Origin of the sequence: Pseudomonas syringae group sp. J309-1, from assembly GCF_032582135.1 — a bacterium.
Taxonomy (GTDB): Bacteria; Pseudomonadota; Gammaproteobacteria; order Pseudomonadales; family Pseudomonadaceae; genus Aquipseudomonas; species Aquipseudomonas quasicaspiana.
Genome location: NZ_JAWHNU010000036.1, coordinates 52,568 through 65,924, shown reverse-complemented (window position 1 = coordinate 65,924; position 13,357 = coordinate 52,568). Strand labels below are relative to the sequence as shown.

At 56.1% G+C, this 13,357-nt stretch carries 11 protein-coding genes; 6 read left to right on the top strand and 5 right to left on the bottom strand.

Annotated elements, in window-relative coordinates:
* Positions 1 to 178: 178 nt before the first annotated feature.
* Together RX972_RS18735 and cspD are read right to left on the bottom strand one after the other, a co-directional pair.
* Positions 179 to 2,407 (bottom strand): NADP-dependent isocitrate dehydrogenase, encoded by a 2,229-nt coding sequence (locus RX972_RS18735; protein ID WP_122709156.1) that lies wholly within the window; start codon positions 2,405 to 2,407, stop codon positions 179 to 181.
* Between the two features lie 441 nt (positions 2,408 to 2,848).
* A complete protein-coding gene (cspD, locus tag RX972_RS18730; RefSeq protein WP_027899408.1) occupies positions 2,849 to 3,130 on the bottom strand; it encodes a cold shock domain-containing protein CspD in 282 nt (93 codons plus the stop codon).
* A gap of 214 nt (positions 3,131 to 3,344) precedes the next feature.
* Here cspD and clpS point away from each other — a divergent pair, with 214 nt between their 5' ends.
* Together clpS and clpA are read left to right on the top strand one after the other, a co-directional pair.
* On the top strand, positions 3,345 to 3,707 hold the full coding sequence (gene clpS / locus RX972_RS18725; protein ID WP_027899409.1) for an ATP-dependent Clp protease adapter ClpS: 363 nt from the start codon (positions 3,345 to 3,347) through the stop codon (positions 3,705 to 3,707).
* Positions 3,708 to 3,737: 30 nt separating this feature from the next.
* Positions 3,738 to 6,008, top strand: a complete 2,271-nt coding sequence (gene clpA, locus RX972_RS18720) for an ATP-dependent Clp protease ATP-binding subunit ClpA (protein WP_027899410.1) — start codon at positions 3,738 to 3,740, stop codon at positions 6,006 to 6,008.
* 258 nt (positions 6,009 to 6,266) lie between these two features.
* On the opposite strand, the gene infA is transcribed toward clpA, so the two are convergent.
* The 3 genes from infA to aat all read right to left on the bottom strand — a co-directional run bounded on the left by infA (position 6,267) and on the right by aat (position 8,035).
* Positions 6,267 to 6,485, bottom strand: coding sequence for a translation initiation factor IF-1 (gene infA / locus RX972_RS18715; RefSeq protein WP_002553999.1), 219 nt, complete (start codon positions 6,483 to 6,485; stop codon positions 6,267 to 6,269).
* Between the two features lie 100 nt (positions 6,486 to 6,585).
* Positions 6,586 to 7,293, bottom strand: coding sequence for an arginyltransferase (locus tag RX972_RS18710; RefSeq protein ID WP_027899223.1), 708 nt, complete (start codon positions 7,291 to 7,293; stop codon positions 6,586 to 6,588).
* A 31-nt stretch (positions 7,294 to 7,324) separates the two neighbouring features.
* On the bottom strand, positions 7,325 to 8,035 hold the full coding sequence (gene aat / locus RX972_RS18705) for a leucyl/phenylalanyl-tRNA--protein transferase (protein WP_316877597.1): 711 nt from the start codon (positions 8,033 to 8,035) through the stop codon (positions 7,325 to 7,327).
* Between the two features lie 502 nt (positions 8,036 to 8,537).
* Between aat and ftsK the strand changes: the two genes are divergently transcribed.
* The 4 genes from ftsK (at position 8,538) to crcB (ending at position 13,353) form a co-directional block, all read left to right on the top strand.
* Positions 8,538 to 10,940: a DNA translocase FtsK gene (gene ftsK / locus RX972_RS18700; RefSeq protein WP_027899221.1), complete on the top strand. Its 2,403-nt coding sequence runs from the start codon at positions 8,538 to 8,540 to the stop codon at positions 10,938 to 10,940.
* A 73-nt stretch (positions 10,941 to 11,013) separates the two neighbouring features.
* A complete protein-coding gene (gene lolA, locus RX972_RS18695; protein ID WP_027899220.1) occupies positions 11,014 to 11,637 on the top strand; it encodes an outer membrane lipoprotein chaperone LolA in 624 nt (207 codons plus the stop codon).
* 19 nt (positions 11,638 to 11,656) lie between these two features.
* Positions 11,657 to 12,979, top strand: coding sequence for a replication-associated recombination protein A (locus RX972_RS18690; RefSeq protein WP_316877596.1), 1,323 nt, complete (start codon positions 11,657 to 11,659; stop codon positions 12,977 to 12,979).
* Positions 12,979 to 13,353 carry a fluoride efflux transporter CrcB gene (gene crcB, locus RX972_RS18685; protein WP_027899218.1) on the top strand — a complete coding sequence of 125 codons (375 nt, stop codon included), beginning with the start codon at positions 12,979 to 12,981 and terminating at the stop codon, positions 13,351 to 13,353. The genes RX972_RS18690 and crcB overlap by 1 nt, the downstream gene beginning before the upstream one ends.
* Positions 13,354 to 13,357: the final 4 nt, after the last annotated feature.

Genomic DNA, 13,357 nt, shown 5'->3' with positions numbered 1-13,357 from the left:
TGCTTAGGTCAGAAAAATTGAAGAGATCGCCGAGGTCGAGCAACTGCTGCTGAATGGGCATAAAAAAATCCGATGCCGGGGGTCTGACATCGGATTCTCTATAAAGCCCGGCTTGGACTCAAATGCTTAAGTGAACAGCATTACGGCACAAGGCCGGGGTTTGTGTGCAGCAAAAACCTTAGTTCAGCGAAGCAATCGCTGCGTTCAGGGTTGCGCTTGGGCGCATGACTTTGCTGGTCAGCTCAGGGTTCGGGTAGTAGTAACCGCCGATTTCCGCTGGCTTGCCTTGTACAGCGTTCAGTTCGGCAACGATTTTTTCTTCGTTGTCGGCCAGGGTTTTCGCCACTGGGCTGAACTGTGCCTTGAGGGCTGCGTCATCATTCTGGGCAGCCAGGGCTTGAGCCCAGAACAGCGCCAGGTAGAAGTGGCTGCCGCGGTTGTCGATGTTGCCGACTTTGCGCGAAGGCGACTTGTTGCGGTCCAGGAACTCACCGGTTGCCTGATCCAGAGTCTTCGACAGAACCAGGGCTTTCGGGTTGTTGTAGGTATTGCCCAGGTGCTCCAGGGAAGCGGCCAGAGCCAGGAACTCACCCAGGGAATCCCAACGCAGGAAGTTTTCTTCAACCAGTTGCTGAACGTGCTTCGGAGCCGAACCACCCGCGCCGGTTTCGAACAGACCACCGCCGTTCATCAGCGGCACGATGGACAGCATCTTGGCGCTTGTGCCCAGTTCCATGATCGGGAACAGGTCAGTCAGGTAGTCGCGCAGTACGTTACCGGTGACCGAAATGGTGTCCTTGCCAGCGCGTGTGCGCTCCAGGGTGAACGCCATGGCTTCTACCGGCGACATCACACGGATATCCAGACCTGCAGTGTCGTGATCGGCCAGATACTTCTGGACTTTCTTGATCATCTCGGCGTCGTGAGCACGAGCCGGGTCCAGCCAGAACACGGCAGGGGTGTCGCTGGCGCGAGCGCGGTTGACGGCCAGTTTGACCCAGTCCTGGATCGGCGCGTCCTTGACCTGGCACATGCGCCAGATATCGCCTTCTTCGACGTTCTGTTCCATCAGCACCTTACCGCTGCTGTCCGATACACGGACAACGCCAGCACTGGCGATCTGGAAGGTCTTGTCGTGGGAGCCGTACTCTTCAGCTTTTTGCGCCATCAGGCCAACGTTTGGCACGCTGCCCATGGTGGTCGGATCGAAAGCGCCGTTTTTCTTGCAGTCGTCGATCACGGCCTGGTAGATGGTTGCGTAGCAACGATCCGGGATCACGGCCTTGGTGTCCTGCAGTTCGCCAGCAGCGTTCCACATTTTGCCCGAGTCACGGATCATGGCCGGCATCGATGCGTCGACGATCACGTCGCTTGGCACGTGCAGGTTGGTGATGCCTTTGTCCGAGTTGACCATTGCCAGTGGGGCGCGTGAGGCGTACACGGCCTGGATGTCAGCCTTGATTTCAGCCTGTTTGTCGGCAGGCAGGGCGCTGATACGGTCGTACAGATCGCCGATACCGTTGTTCAGGTTGAAGCCGGCCTGCTTGAGTGCATCGGCGTGCTTGGTCAGCGCGTCCTTGTAGTACTCGGCGACGATCTGGCCGAACATGATCGGGTCGGAGACCTTCATCATGGTGGCTTTCAAGTGAACCGACAGCAGCACGCCTTTTGCCTTGGCATCTTCGATAGCCGATGCGATGAAGCTGCGCAGGGCTTTGGTGCTCATGACCGAAGAATCGATGATCTCGCCTTCTTTCACGGCGGTCTTTTCTTTCAGAACGGTGGCTGTGCCGTCTTGAGCGATCAATTCGATTTTGACGTTATCGGCAGCGCCGATCAGAACGGCCTTTTCACTGCCGTAGAAGTCGCCATTGCTCATGTGGGCAATGTGGGATTTCGAGTCTGCAGCCCAGGCGCCCATTTTATGTGGGTGCTTGCGAGCGTAGTTCTTGACCGACAACGGTGCGCGGCGGTCCGAGTTGCCTTCACGCAGAACCGGGTTCACGGCGCTGCCTTTGGTCTTGTCGTAGCGTGCACGGACGTCTTTTTCCGCGTCTGTGCTCGGCGACTCAGGGTAGTCAGGGATCTTGAAGCCCAGGTCTTGCAGTTCTTTGATGGTCGCCTTGAGTTGAGGGACCGAGGCGCTGATGTTTGGCAGCTTGATGATGTTGGCTTCTGGTGTGGTAGCCAGCTTGCCCAGCTCGGCGAGGTGGTCGCCGATTTGCTGATCAGCGCTCAGGGATTCAGGGAAGCTGGAAAGAATGCGGCCCGCCAGAGAGATGTCTCGCGTTTCAACGTCGATATCAGAGGAGGCAGTGAAGGCTTCGATGATAGGAAGAAGCGAGTAGGTGGCGAGTGCTGGAGCTTCGTCGGTAAAGGTGTAGATGATCTTCGAACGGTTGGACATTTCGTATGAACTCTCTGTTTTGCTGAGCATGCACAAAATCTCGATGCGCGCAGGGTATGCACTTTGCTCGCAGTCTCTTTTTCTTGAGCCTGAGTCGAGGTTTATTCGCGATGATGATGGTAGGTGCATCAGTCGAGCGTCAAGCGGTCGGACGGCAGTTGCTGCCCAACGCATACAAGGGCGCAAAGTCTCTTTCCAGACTGGTTTGCCCCTATGACCCGTTAGTCACGGCGGGAGTATATCAAACCCTTGGCGCTAAGCATTAATGCTAAGCGCTTGAGGTAGCATAAGGTATTGGCCGTTGGTCGAGGTAGGCGGGAAGCGCGGGCTCGCGGTACACGCGCAGAGCATCTGTAAACAGGCGTTACAAACGAAATCGGCCGGTTCAGATAACTGAACCGGCCGATTTTTCAGGATTGGCGTATCTGGCAGGTTTTCGGATCAGGCGGTGACCTTCTCCTGCACTCCTGCCCGGGTGGTGACAGGGCTGGGCGACCCTGCTGGCTCATTTGTGACTGCTGCCTTGATCTCTGTAGCATGCATTCCCTTGGGGCCCTGGATGATTTCAAAGTTGACGGGCTGACCTGCCTTGAGGGTCTTGTAACCGTCCATTTTGATAGCAGAATAGTGGGCGAACAGGTCTTCGGTCTTCCCGTCCTCCACGATAAAGCCATAGCCTTTCGCATTATTGAACCATTTGACCTTACCGCTATACATAGTCATATCCTTCTGCAAAGGACTCCGTTGGGAGTATCATCAACCTCATCCGCCGGACCGAAAAAAATTTTGGTTGACTGCGCGGACCCTTTTTACCCAATGTGGGTTCTATTGTTTGTAACACTGATTAGCCGATAGTCAAGGTCACGCGGCGGTCCATTTGAAAACCGGTCAGACTGCGACTCATTATTCAATCCGCCCTTTACGAACTTTTCTTTCCATGCATGCAATCAGCAAGATTCGACTAATATCAAATCAGGACAGTCCGGATTCCCATGAGGATGACGCGGCTGGCATCGCGGTTCAGGATGCCAAGCCGACATTACAGGCGCCGCCGATGTACAAGGTGGTTTTATTTAATGATGATTACACCCCGATGGATTTCGTTGTCGAAGTGCTCGAGGTGTTCTTCAACCTGAATCGTGAGCTGGCAACCAAGGTCATGCTGGCCGTCCATACAGAGGGACGGGCAGTATGTGGATTGTTTACCCGCGACATCGCCGAGACCAAGGCAATGCAGGTCAACCAATACGCCAGGGAAAGCCAGCATCCGCTACTCTGTGAGATCGAGAAGGACGGTTAATCGCCGACCACTTGGGTATGAGGTGAAGCTATGTTAAACCGTGAGCTCGAAGTCACCCTCAATCTGGCCTTCAAGGAGGCTCGTTCGAAACGTCATGAATTCATGACTGTCGAGCACCTTCTGCTGGCTTTATTGGACAATGAGGCTGCCGCCACTGTTCTGCGTGCCTGCGGCGCAAACCTCGATAAGCTCAAGCATGATTTGCAGGAGTTCATCGACTCCACCACGCCGCTGATTCCCGTCCATGACGAGGATCGCGAGACCCAGCCAACCCTGGGCTTCCAACGCGTCCTGCAACGTGCTGTATTCCATGTACAGAGCTCGGGCAAGCGTGAAGTCACCGGCGCAAACGTGCTGGTTGCTATTTTCAGTGAGCAGGAAAGCCAGGCAGTGTTTCTGCTCAAGCAGCAGAGCGTGGCTCGCATAGATGTCGTCAACTATATTGCCCACGGCATATCCAAAGTGCCTGGGCAGGGCGATCACTCTGAAGGTGAGCAAGATATGCAGGACGACGAGGGTGGTGAGTCTTCTGCTTCAGGTAATCCGCTGGATGCGTATGCCAGCAACCTTAACGAACTGGCGCGTCAGGGGCGTATTGACCCTCTGGTCGGCCGTGAGCAGGAAGTCGAGCGAGTCGCGCAGATTCTGGCGCGTCGGCGCAAGAACAACCCGCTTCTGGTAGGTGAGGCCGGTGTCGGCAAAACCGCTATTGCTGAAGGTCTGGCCAAGCGTATTGTGGACAATCAGGTGCCTGATCTACTGGCCAATAGTGTGGTGTATTCCCTTGATCTGGGAGCACTGCTGGCGGGCACCAAATATCGCGGTGATTTCGAGAAGCGCTTCAAGGCGTTGCTCGGCGAGCTGAAAAAGCGTCCTCACGCGATCCTGTTTATCGATGAAATTCACACGATCATTGGCGCAGGTGCTGCGTCCGGTGGTGTGATGGATGCGTCTAACCTGCTCAAGCCGCTGCTTTCGTCAGGTGATATTCGCTGCATCGGCTCGACGACCTTTCAGGAATTCCGTGGCATCTTCGAAAAAGATCGCGCTTTGGCACGGCGTTTCCAGAAGGTCGACGTCTCGGAGCCGTCGGTTGAAGACACCATCGGCATCCTGCGAGGCCTCAAGGGGCGTTTCGAGTCGCATCACGACATCGAGTACAGCGATGAAGCCTTGCGTGCCGCTGCTGAACTGGCGTCGCGCTATATCAATGACCGTCACATGCCCGATAAAGCGATCGATGTGATCGACGAGGCGGGGGCTTACCAGCGCCTGCAACCGGTCGAGAAACGCGTGAAGCGTATCGAAGTGGCGCAGGTTGAAGACATCGTCGCGAAAATCGCACGAATTCCGCCTAAACACGTCAACAGCTCCGACAAGGAGTTGCTGAGGAATCTTGAGCGAGACCTGAAGCTGACCGTATTTGGTCAGGATGCGGCGATCGATTCGCTGTCCACCGCGATTAAGTTGTCTCGCGCTGGCCTGAAGTCACCTGACAAGCCAGTGGGTTCGTTCCTGTTCGCCGGTCCTACCGGTGTCGGCAAGACCGAAGCCGCTCGTCAGTTGGCCAAGGCTCTTGGTATCGAGCTGGTGCGTTTCGACATGTCCGAGTACATGGAGCGGCACACTGTTTCTCGCTTGATCGGTGCTCCGCCAGGTTATGTCGGTTTTGATCAGGGCGGTCTTCTGACCGAGGCGATCACCAAGCAGCCGCATTGCGTGCTGCTGCTCGATGAAATCGAGAAGGCGCATCCGGAAGTCTTCAACCTGCTGTTGCAGGTTATGGACCACGGGACGCTGACCGATAACAACGGGCGCAAAGCGGACTTCCGTAATGTGATCGTGATCATGACCACCAACGCTGGTGCAGAATCGGCGGCCCGGGCTTCGATTGGCTTCACTCATCAGGACCATTCGTCTGATGCGATGGAAGTCATCAAGAAGAGCTTCACGCCTGAGTTCCGCAACCGTCTGGACACCATCATTCAATTTGGTCGCCTCAGTCATGAGGTCATCAAAAGCGTGGTGGACAAGTTCCTCACCGAGCTTCAGGCGCAGCTGGAAGACAAGCGTGTGCTGCTTGAGGTGACCGAGGCGGCGAGAAGCTATCTGGCACAAGGTGGTTACGATGCCGCAATGGGTGCCCGTCCAATGGCGCGTTTGATCCAGGACAAGATCAAGCGTCCGTTGGCCGAGGAGATCCTGTTTGGCGAGCTGGCCGACCATGGCGGTGTGGTACACATCGACTTCAGGGACGGCGAGATCACCTTCGACTACGAAACCACAGCAGAAATGGCCTAGGTCTTACCGGCCCACCAAAGCCCCGCATCTCGAAAGAGGTGCGGGGTTTTTTGTTGTGTACAGATTGACGGTGTTGTTGGCGCTGCGCTGTGTTGCAGCCAACACAGAACTGTAGGAGCTGCCGAAGGCTGCGATTGCGAGGTTTCAGAATGAACGCTTCGCAGTTTTCGGCAGCTCCTACAGGATGACGAGTTTTTCCATAAAAACCGGGCACACAAAAACGCCCGGCAGAAGCCGGGCGTTTTTGTTAAGACTTGCTTATCGAGCGCGGTAAGTAATGCGCCCTTTGCTCAAGTCGTAGGGCGTCAGTTCAACACGCACCTTGTCACCGGTAAGAATACGGATGTAATTCTTGCGCATCTTGCCGGAGATATGCGCGGTTACGACGTGCCCGTTTTCCAACTCCACACGAAACATGGTGTTGGGCAGGGTGTCGACGACAGTGCCTTCCATTTCGAAGCTGTCTTCTTTCGACATGCAGTAAAGCCCTCGGTATCTAATGAGTGGCCCGGTGCAAGTGGCGCCAGGCAAAAGCGGCGTGCATTGTGCCCGAAAAATGCCGGTTAAGCCAAGGTCTTCAATAAAGAGTGATCCATCTTTGGTTTGTCAGCAGCTCAATGGGCCGATATTGGGTCTTGTAATTCATCTTTTGGCAGTTCTTTATCCAGTAGCCCAGGTACACCGCATGCAGCTGCTGGCGTGCAGCTTCGGCGATTTGCCACAAAATGGCGTAGCGCCCCAGACTGCGGCGTTCTTCAGTGGGTTCGTAGAAGGTATAAACCGCAGAAAGGCCGTTGGGCAGTACGTCGGTAACAGCGACTGCCAGCAGGCGATTATCCAGGCGAAATTCATAGAATCTGCAGAACGGCAGGTCGCGTACTAAAAAAGTCGAAAATTGATCGCGGCTAGGTGGAAACATGTCGCCGTCAGCATGGCGCTGTTCGATGTAGCGTTGGTAGAGGTCGAAATATTCTTCAGTAAAACGCGGTTTAGTGCAGCGCACTTCAATGTCGGCGTTGCGTTTGAAAATACGCTTTTGTTGCCGGTCAGGCGAAAAAAGATCGACCGGGATGCGCGCAGGCACGCAAGCACTGCAGTTTTGACAATGGGGTCGATAAAGATGGTCGCCGCTACGGCGAAAGCCCATGTCCGAAAGATCGGCGTAAACTTCCACGTCCATCGGCTGGCTGGGGTCCAGAAACAGCGTGGTGGCTTGCTCTTCCGGCAAATAGCTGCACGAGTGGGGTTGAGTGGCATAAAACTTCAGCCGCGCCAGCTCTGTCATGATTGCCCCCGCCGCAAAAAATAAATCGTTATCAAGAGTGTATGTCAGCCTGCTGAACTCGCCTAGGCAGCCAGTCGGCGTTATTAGGCTGATCCAGATGCCGAGTCAGGAAATCGGAAAACGCTTTGCGTGAAATGGGCCTGGCACCGAAGCTTTGTAGGTGACTGGTATGCATCTGGCAGTCAATCAGCACGAATCCCCAGGCTTTCAAGCGCTCCACCAGTGTGGCAAAGCCAACCTTGGAGGCATTGTCAGCCCGACTGAACATCGACTCGCCAAAAAACAGCTGCCCCATCGCCAGTCCATAAAGCCCGCCAACCAGCACGTCGTTTTCCCACACTTCTACACTGTGGGCGTAGCCGCGTTGGTGCAATTCCAGATAAGCGGCCTGTATTGAGCCGGTAATCCAGGTGCCGTCAGCATAGGCACGTGGCCCGGCGCACGCCCGTATCACCTCCGCGAAATTCTGATCGAAGGTCACGCGATAGCGCTCCTGACGTATCAGTTTGGCAAGGCTGCGTGAAACATGGAGTTCATCAGGGAAGATCACGGTTCTTGGATCGGGTGACCACCAGAGAATGGGCTGCCCATCCTGAAACCAGGGAAAGCAGCCATGACGATAAGCCTGCACCAGTCGGTCGGCAGACAGATCGCCCCCTGCTGCGAGCAGGCCATCGGGTTCACGCAAGGCTTTTTCCAGCGGCGGAAAAATCAGGTTGTCACTTTTTAGCCAGGTCAGCATAGGGCAGCACTTTACGGAAGGGGAGGGCGGGGGAACCTGCGCGATTGCAACTCCATACGGCAGTCGTGGTCATAATCGGTCGTCTGTCGCACGCAAGCGTCTTGCGCGTGCTCCTTGATACGTGAAGCCGTATGGACAATTGATCGTTCGGTTAAAAAATACGGCATAAGTCTTTGTCACAAAAGAGAATGCATGCTCAAATTCAACGTTTGCGGCGGGGCTTGAAGATGGGCCATGTCCACGCCAGACTAATGTTTGGCGAGCAACGGGCGTTTGACCATCAGCCAAGGCTGGCTTCGTCCGACAGCACAATCCGAAACTACCCGGCCAGAACGCCGTTTACAAGGCAGGATGCTACCGTGGCATCAGGCGTACAAATCCGTACAATGCGCGCTTTGCAAGCTGCCGTTCAAGCTGTATGGCATGGCAAATTGTTTTGCAGATTCAGTCGTTGGTAGTCAATCACCAGATGTTCGCGCTCTAGCGCAGGAATAAAAGCGTTTTGAAGAAATCCACCGCAGTACCCAGCCCCGTTCCGCTCTGGCGGCAGCAATTGCACTACCGGCTCAAGGAAGGTGCATTGATCGCCTTTGGCGCGCTGTGCCTGTATTTGATGATGGCGTTGCTGACCTATGACCAGAACGACCCGGGCTGGAGTCATACCAGCAGCTCGGTGGAGGTTCAGAACGCGGCTGGCCGTGCTGGCGCCTTCTGTGCCGATATCCTGTTCATGGTGCTGGGCTACTTTGCCTACATTTTCCCGCTGTTGCTGGCCGTCAAGGCCTGGCAGGTGTTCCGTCATCGCCATGAGCCGTGGCAGTGGAGCGGCTGGCTTTTTTCGTGGCGGCTTATCGGTCTGGTGTTTCTGGTGCTTGCTGGTGCTGCGCTGGCGCATATTCACTTCCATTTTGCGGCAGGTTTCCCGGGCTCGGCAGGTGGTGTGCTGGGCGAGATTCTCGGTGACATGGCCAAGAAGGCCCTGAATATTCAGGGCAGTACGCTGTTATTCATCGCCTTGTTCCTGTTTGGCCTTACCGTGTTTACCGATCTGTCGTGGTTCAAGGTCATGGATGTGACCGGCAAGATCACCCTTGATCTGTTCGAACTGTTTTACGACGCGGTGAACAACTGGTGGGCGGCGCGTAATGAACGCAAGCAGATGGTTGCACAACTGCGTGAAGTGGATGACCGCGTCAACGAAGTAGTAGCGCCTGCTACCTCTGATCGTCGTGAGCAGGCCAAGGCCAAAGAACGTCTGATCGAGCGCGAGAAGGCCTTGAGCACGCATATGGCCGCTCGTGAAACCCATATTCCGGCCGTCATTGCGCCTGCTCCTGCCAAGGCACCGGAGCCAAGCAAGCGTGTACTGAAGGAAAAACAGGCACCGTTGTTTGTTGATAGCGCCGTAGAAGGCACCTTGCCTCCGATCTCGATCCTTGATCCGGCGGAAAAGAAGCAGCTCAATTATTCTCCTGAGTCTCTCGCCGCCGTTGGCCACTTGCTGGAAATCAAGCTCAAGGAGTTTGGCGTCGAAGTGTCGGTGGATTCCATTCATCCGGGTCCGGTGATTACCCGATACGAGATCCAGCCAGCAGCAGGCGTCAAGGTCAGCCGTATTGCCAACCTCGCCAAAGACCTCGCGCGTTCCCTGGCCGTGACCAGCGTTCGTGTGGTTGAAGTCATTCCAGGCAAGACCACAGTCGGTATCGAGATTCCCAACGAAGACCGGCAGATCGTGCGTTTCTCCGAGGTCCTTTCGACCCCTGAGTACGACAACGCCAAGTCGCCGGTCACGCTGGCACTGGGTCATGACATCGGCGGTAAGCCGGTCATCACCGACCTGGCGAAGATGCCTCACTTGCTGGTGGCCGGTACGACCGGTTCCGGTAAGTCGGTGGGTGTAAACGCCATGATCCTGTCGATTCTGTTCAAGTCTGGCCCGGAAGACGCCAAGCTGATCATGATCGACCCGAAAATGCTTGAGCTGTCGATCTACGAAGGCATTCCCCATCTGCTTTGCCCGGTCGTCACCGACATGAAAGACGCCGCCAATGCCTTGCGCTGGAGCGTTGCCGAGATGGAGCGGCGCTACAAGCTGATGGCGAAGATGGGCGTGCGTAACCTGTCCGGCTTTAACCAGAAGGTCAAGGAAGCTCAGGACGCAGGCACGCCGCTGGCGGATCCGCTCTACAAGCGCGAAAGTATTCATGATGAAGCGCCGCTGCTGACCAAGCTGCCGACTATCGTTGTGGTGGTGGACGAGTTCGCCGACATGATGATGATCGTCGGCAAGAAGGTCGAAGAGCTGATTGCGCGTATTGCCCAGAAGGCTCGTGCGGCGGGTATCCACCTGATTCTCGCGACCCAGCGTCCATCGGTTGACGTGATTACCGGTCTGATCAAGGCCAACATCCCGACGCGTATGGCGTTTCAGGTGTCGAGCAAGATCGACTCGCGAACCATCATCGACCAGGGCGGTGCCGAGCAATTGCTGGGTCACGGTGACATGCTGTACATGCCTCCTGGTACCAGCCTGCCGATTCGTGTTCACGGTGCATTTGTTTCCGATGAGGAAGTACACCGCGTGGTTGAGGCCTGGAAGCTGCGTGGCACGCCGGATTACAACGACGATATTCTGGCCGGTGTCGAGGAGGCCGGTAGCGGGTTCGACGGCGGCAGTGGCGAGGGCGGCGAAGACAGCGAAAGCGATGCGCTCTATGACGAGGCGGTCAAGTTCGTGCTGGAAAGCCGCCGGGCTTCGATTTCCGCGGTACAGCGCAAGCTGAAAATTGGCTACAACCGTGCTGCCCGGATGATCGAGGCCATGGAAATGGCTGGCGTCGTGACCTCCATGAATACCAATGGCTCGCGTGAAGTAATTGCGCCGGCCCCGATGCGCGACTGATCGCGCACTTCCATAAATGCCTCGCCAGCGATCAATAGCTGGCGAGACTCCACCGAACTCAATGAGGACTCCCATGCGTCTTTTCCGCATGTTGTTGGTAACTGCACTGACTTTCTCCGCGATTCCGGCGCACGCCGACAGCAAAGACGTCGCTCGTCTGACTCAGTTGCTGGAGACGTCCAAAACCCTGACTGCGCGTTTTTCCCAGTTGACCCTGGACGGCGGCGGCACCCAGTTGCAGGAAACTTCGGGTGAAATGGCCCTGCAGCGTCCTGGCCTGTTCAACTGGCACACCGATGCGCCGCAAGAGCAATTGATGGTTTCTGACGGCAAGAAGGTTTCCCTGTGGGATCCGGACCTGGAGCAGGTCACCATCAAGACCCTCGACCAGCGACTGACTCAGACGCCGGCACTGTTGTTGTCCGGTGATGTGTCGAAGATCAGCGAAAGTTTTGATATCACCGCCAAGGAAGCAGGCGGCGTGATCGATTTCACGCTCAAGCCTAAAACCAAGGACACCCTGTTCGACAGCCTGCGTCTGTCGTTCCGTAACGGCATGATCAATGACATGCAGCTAATTGACAGCGTCGGCCAACGCACCAATATCCTGTTCACCGGCGTGAAAGCCAATGAGGCGATCCCGGCGAGCAAATTCCAGTTCCAGATTCCGAAAGGCGCTGACGTCATTCAGGAATAAGAGGTTTTAACGGTTGTCCATGGACCTGTTTCGAAGTGAACCGATTGCACAACCATTGGCCGCGCGTTTGCGTGCGACCAATCTGGATGATTACGTCGGTCAGGAGCATTTGCTGGCTCACGGCAAGCCTTTGCGCGAGGCGCTTGAGCAGGGTGCTCTGCATTCGATGATTTTCTGGGGGCCGCCCGGTGTGGGTAAAACCACGCTGGCCCGGCTCCTGGCGAAAGTCTCGGATGCGCACTTTGAGACGGTTTCTGCGGTACTGGCCGGGGTCAAAGAGATTCGCCAGGCGGTAGAAGTTGCCAAGCAGCAGGCCGGGCAATACGGCCGTCGCACTATCTTGTTTGTCGATGAAGTACACCGCTTCAACAAGTCCCAGCAGGATGCCTTTCTGCCTTATGTCGAAGACGGCACGCTGATCTTTATTGGCGCGACCACCGAAAACCCTTCGTTTGAACTCAACAACGCGCTGCTGTCCCGGGCCCGGGTGTATGTCCTCAAGAGCCTTGATGAAGCCGCGCTGCGCAAGCTGGTCAATCGCGCGCTGACCGAAGAGCGCGGGCTGGGCAAGCATCAGTTGAGTCTGAGCGATGAAGGTTTTGCCATGCTCATGGCCGCTGCCGACGGTGACGGTCGGCGCATGCTGAATCTGCTGGAAAACGCGTCGGACCTTGCTGAAGATGGCTCGGAAATCAGCCTGGAGCTACTTCAAAGCCTGATGGGCGACAGCCGTCGGCGTTTTGACAAAGGTGGCGAAGCGTTCTACGACCAGATTTCCGCCCTTCATAAATCCATTCGCGGTTCCAACCCGGATGCGGCGTTGTATTGGTTTGCGCGCATGATCGATGGTGGCTGCGACCCGCTGTATCTGGCGCGACGCGTGGTCCGTATGGCCAGTGAAGACATCGGCAATGCCGATCCCCGTGCGTTGCCGTTATGCATGTCGGCGTGGGATGTTCAGGAGCGACTGGGCAGTCCGGAGGGTGAGCTGGCCGTTGCTCAGGCGATTGTTTATCTGGCTTGCGCGCCTAAAAGCAACGCGGTGTACATGGGATTCAAGGCTGCAATGCGCGAAGCCACTGAACACGGCTCGCTGGAAGTGCCGCTGCATTTGCGCAACGCGCCGACCAAGCTCATGAAGCAGCTGGGTTATGGTGAAGAGTACCGGTATGCCCATGACGAGCCGGATGCTTACGCCGCGGGTGAGGATTACTTCCCTGACGACCTCGAACCGCGTCAGTATTACCAGCCGGTGCCCCGTGGTCTTGAGCTGAAAATCGGCGAAAAGCTCAAGCATCTGGCTGCTCTCGATGCTTCCAGCCCTCGTCAGCGGAGAAAGTAGTGCTCAAAACCATTCTTGCGGTGTCGATTGCCGGTATCGCTGGTACATTATTGCGCTTCGCTGCTGGCACGTGGGTCAGCGCGAACTGGCCAAAGCATTTTTACGCGGCAACCCTGGCGGTGAACATCGTCGGTTGCCTGATTATCGGTGTGCTTTATGGCCTGTTCCTGTTGCGCCCGGAAGTACCGATAGAGATTCGCGCCGGCCTTATCGTCGGCTTTGTTGGCGGTCTTACGACCTTTTCATCCTTTTCACTGGATACGCTGCGCCTGCTTGAAAGCGGGCAAATGCCGTTGGCCCTTGGCTATGCCGGTATCAGCGTGTTCGGCGGGCTGCTCGCGACATGGGTTGGCCTGTCCCTTACCAGACTTTGATAAA

Excerpts from the sequence above, each read along its gene's own strand:
- RX972_RS18735 (WP_122709156.1), bottom strand. The coding sequence starts at position 2,407 with ATGTCCAACCGTTCGAAGATCATCTACACCTTTACCGACGAAGCTCCA.
- cspD (WP_027899408.1), bottom strand. The coding sequence starts at position 3,130 with ATGACTATGTATAGCGGTAAGGTCAAATGGTTCAATAATGCGAAAGGC.
- clpS (WP_027899409.1), top strand. The coding sequence starts at position 3,345 with ATGCATGCAATCAGCAAGATTCGACTAATATCAAATCAGGACAGTCCG.
- clpA (WP_027899410.1), top strand. The coding sequence starts at position 3,738 with ATGTTAAACCGTGAGCTCGAAGTCACCCTCAATCTGGCCTTCAAGGAG.
- infA (WP_002553999.1), bottom strand. The coding sequence starts at position 6,485 with ATGTCGAAAGAAGACAGCTTCGAAATGGAAGGCACTGTCGTCGACACC.
- RX972_RS18710 (WP_027899223.1), bottom strand. The coding sequence starts at position 7,293 with ATGACAGAGCTGGCGCGGCTGAAGTTTTATGCCACTCAACCCCACTCG.
- aat (WP_316877597.1), bottom strand. The coding sequence starts at position 8,035 with ATGCTGACCTGGCTAAAAAGTGACAACCTGATTTTTCCGCCGCTGGAA.
- lolA (WP_027899220.1), top strand. The coding sequence starts at position 11,014 with ATGCGTCTTTTCCGCATGTTGTTGGTAACTGCACTGACTTTCTCCGCG.
- RX972_RS18690 (WP_316877596.1), top strand. The coding sequence starts at position 11,657 with ATGGACCTGTTTCGAAGTGAACCGATTGCACAACCATTGGCCGCGCGT.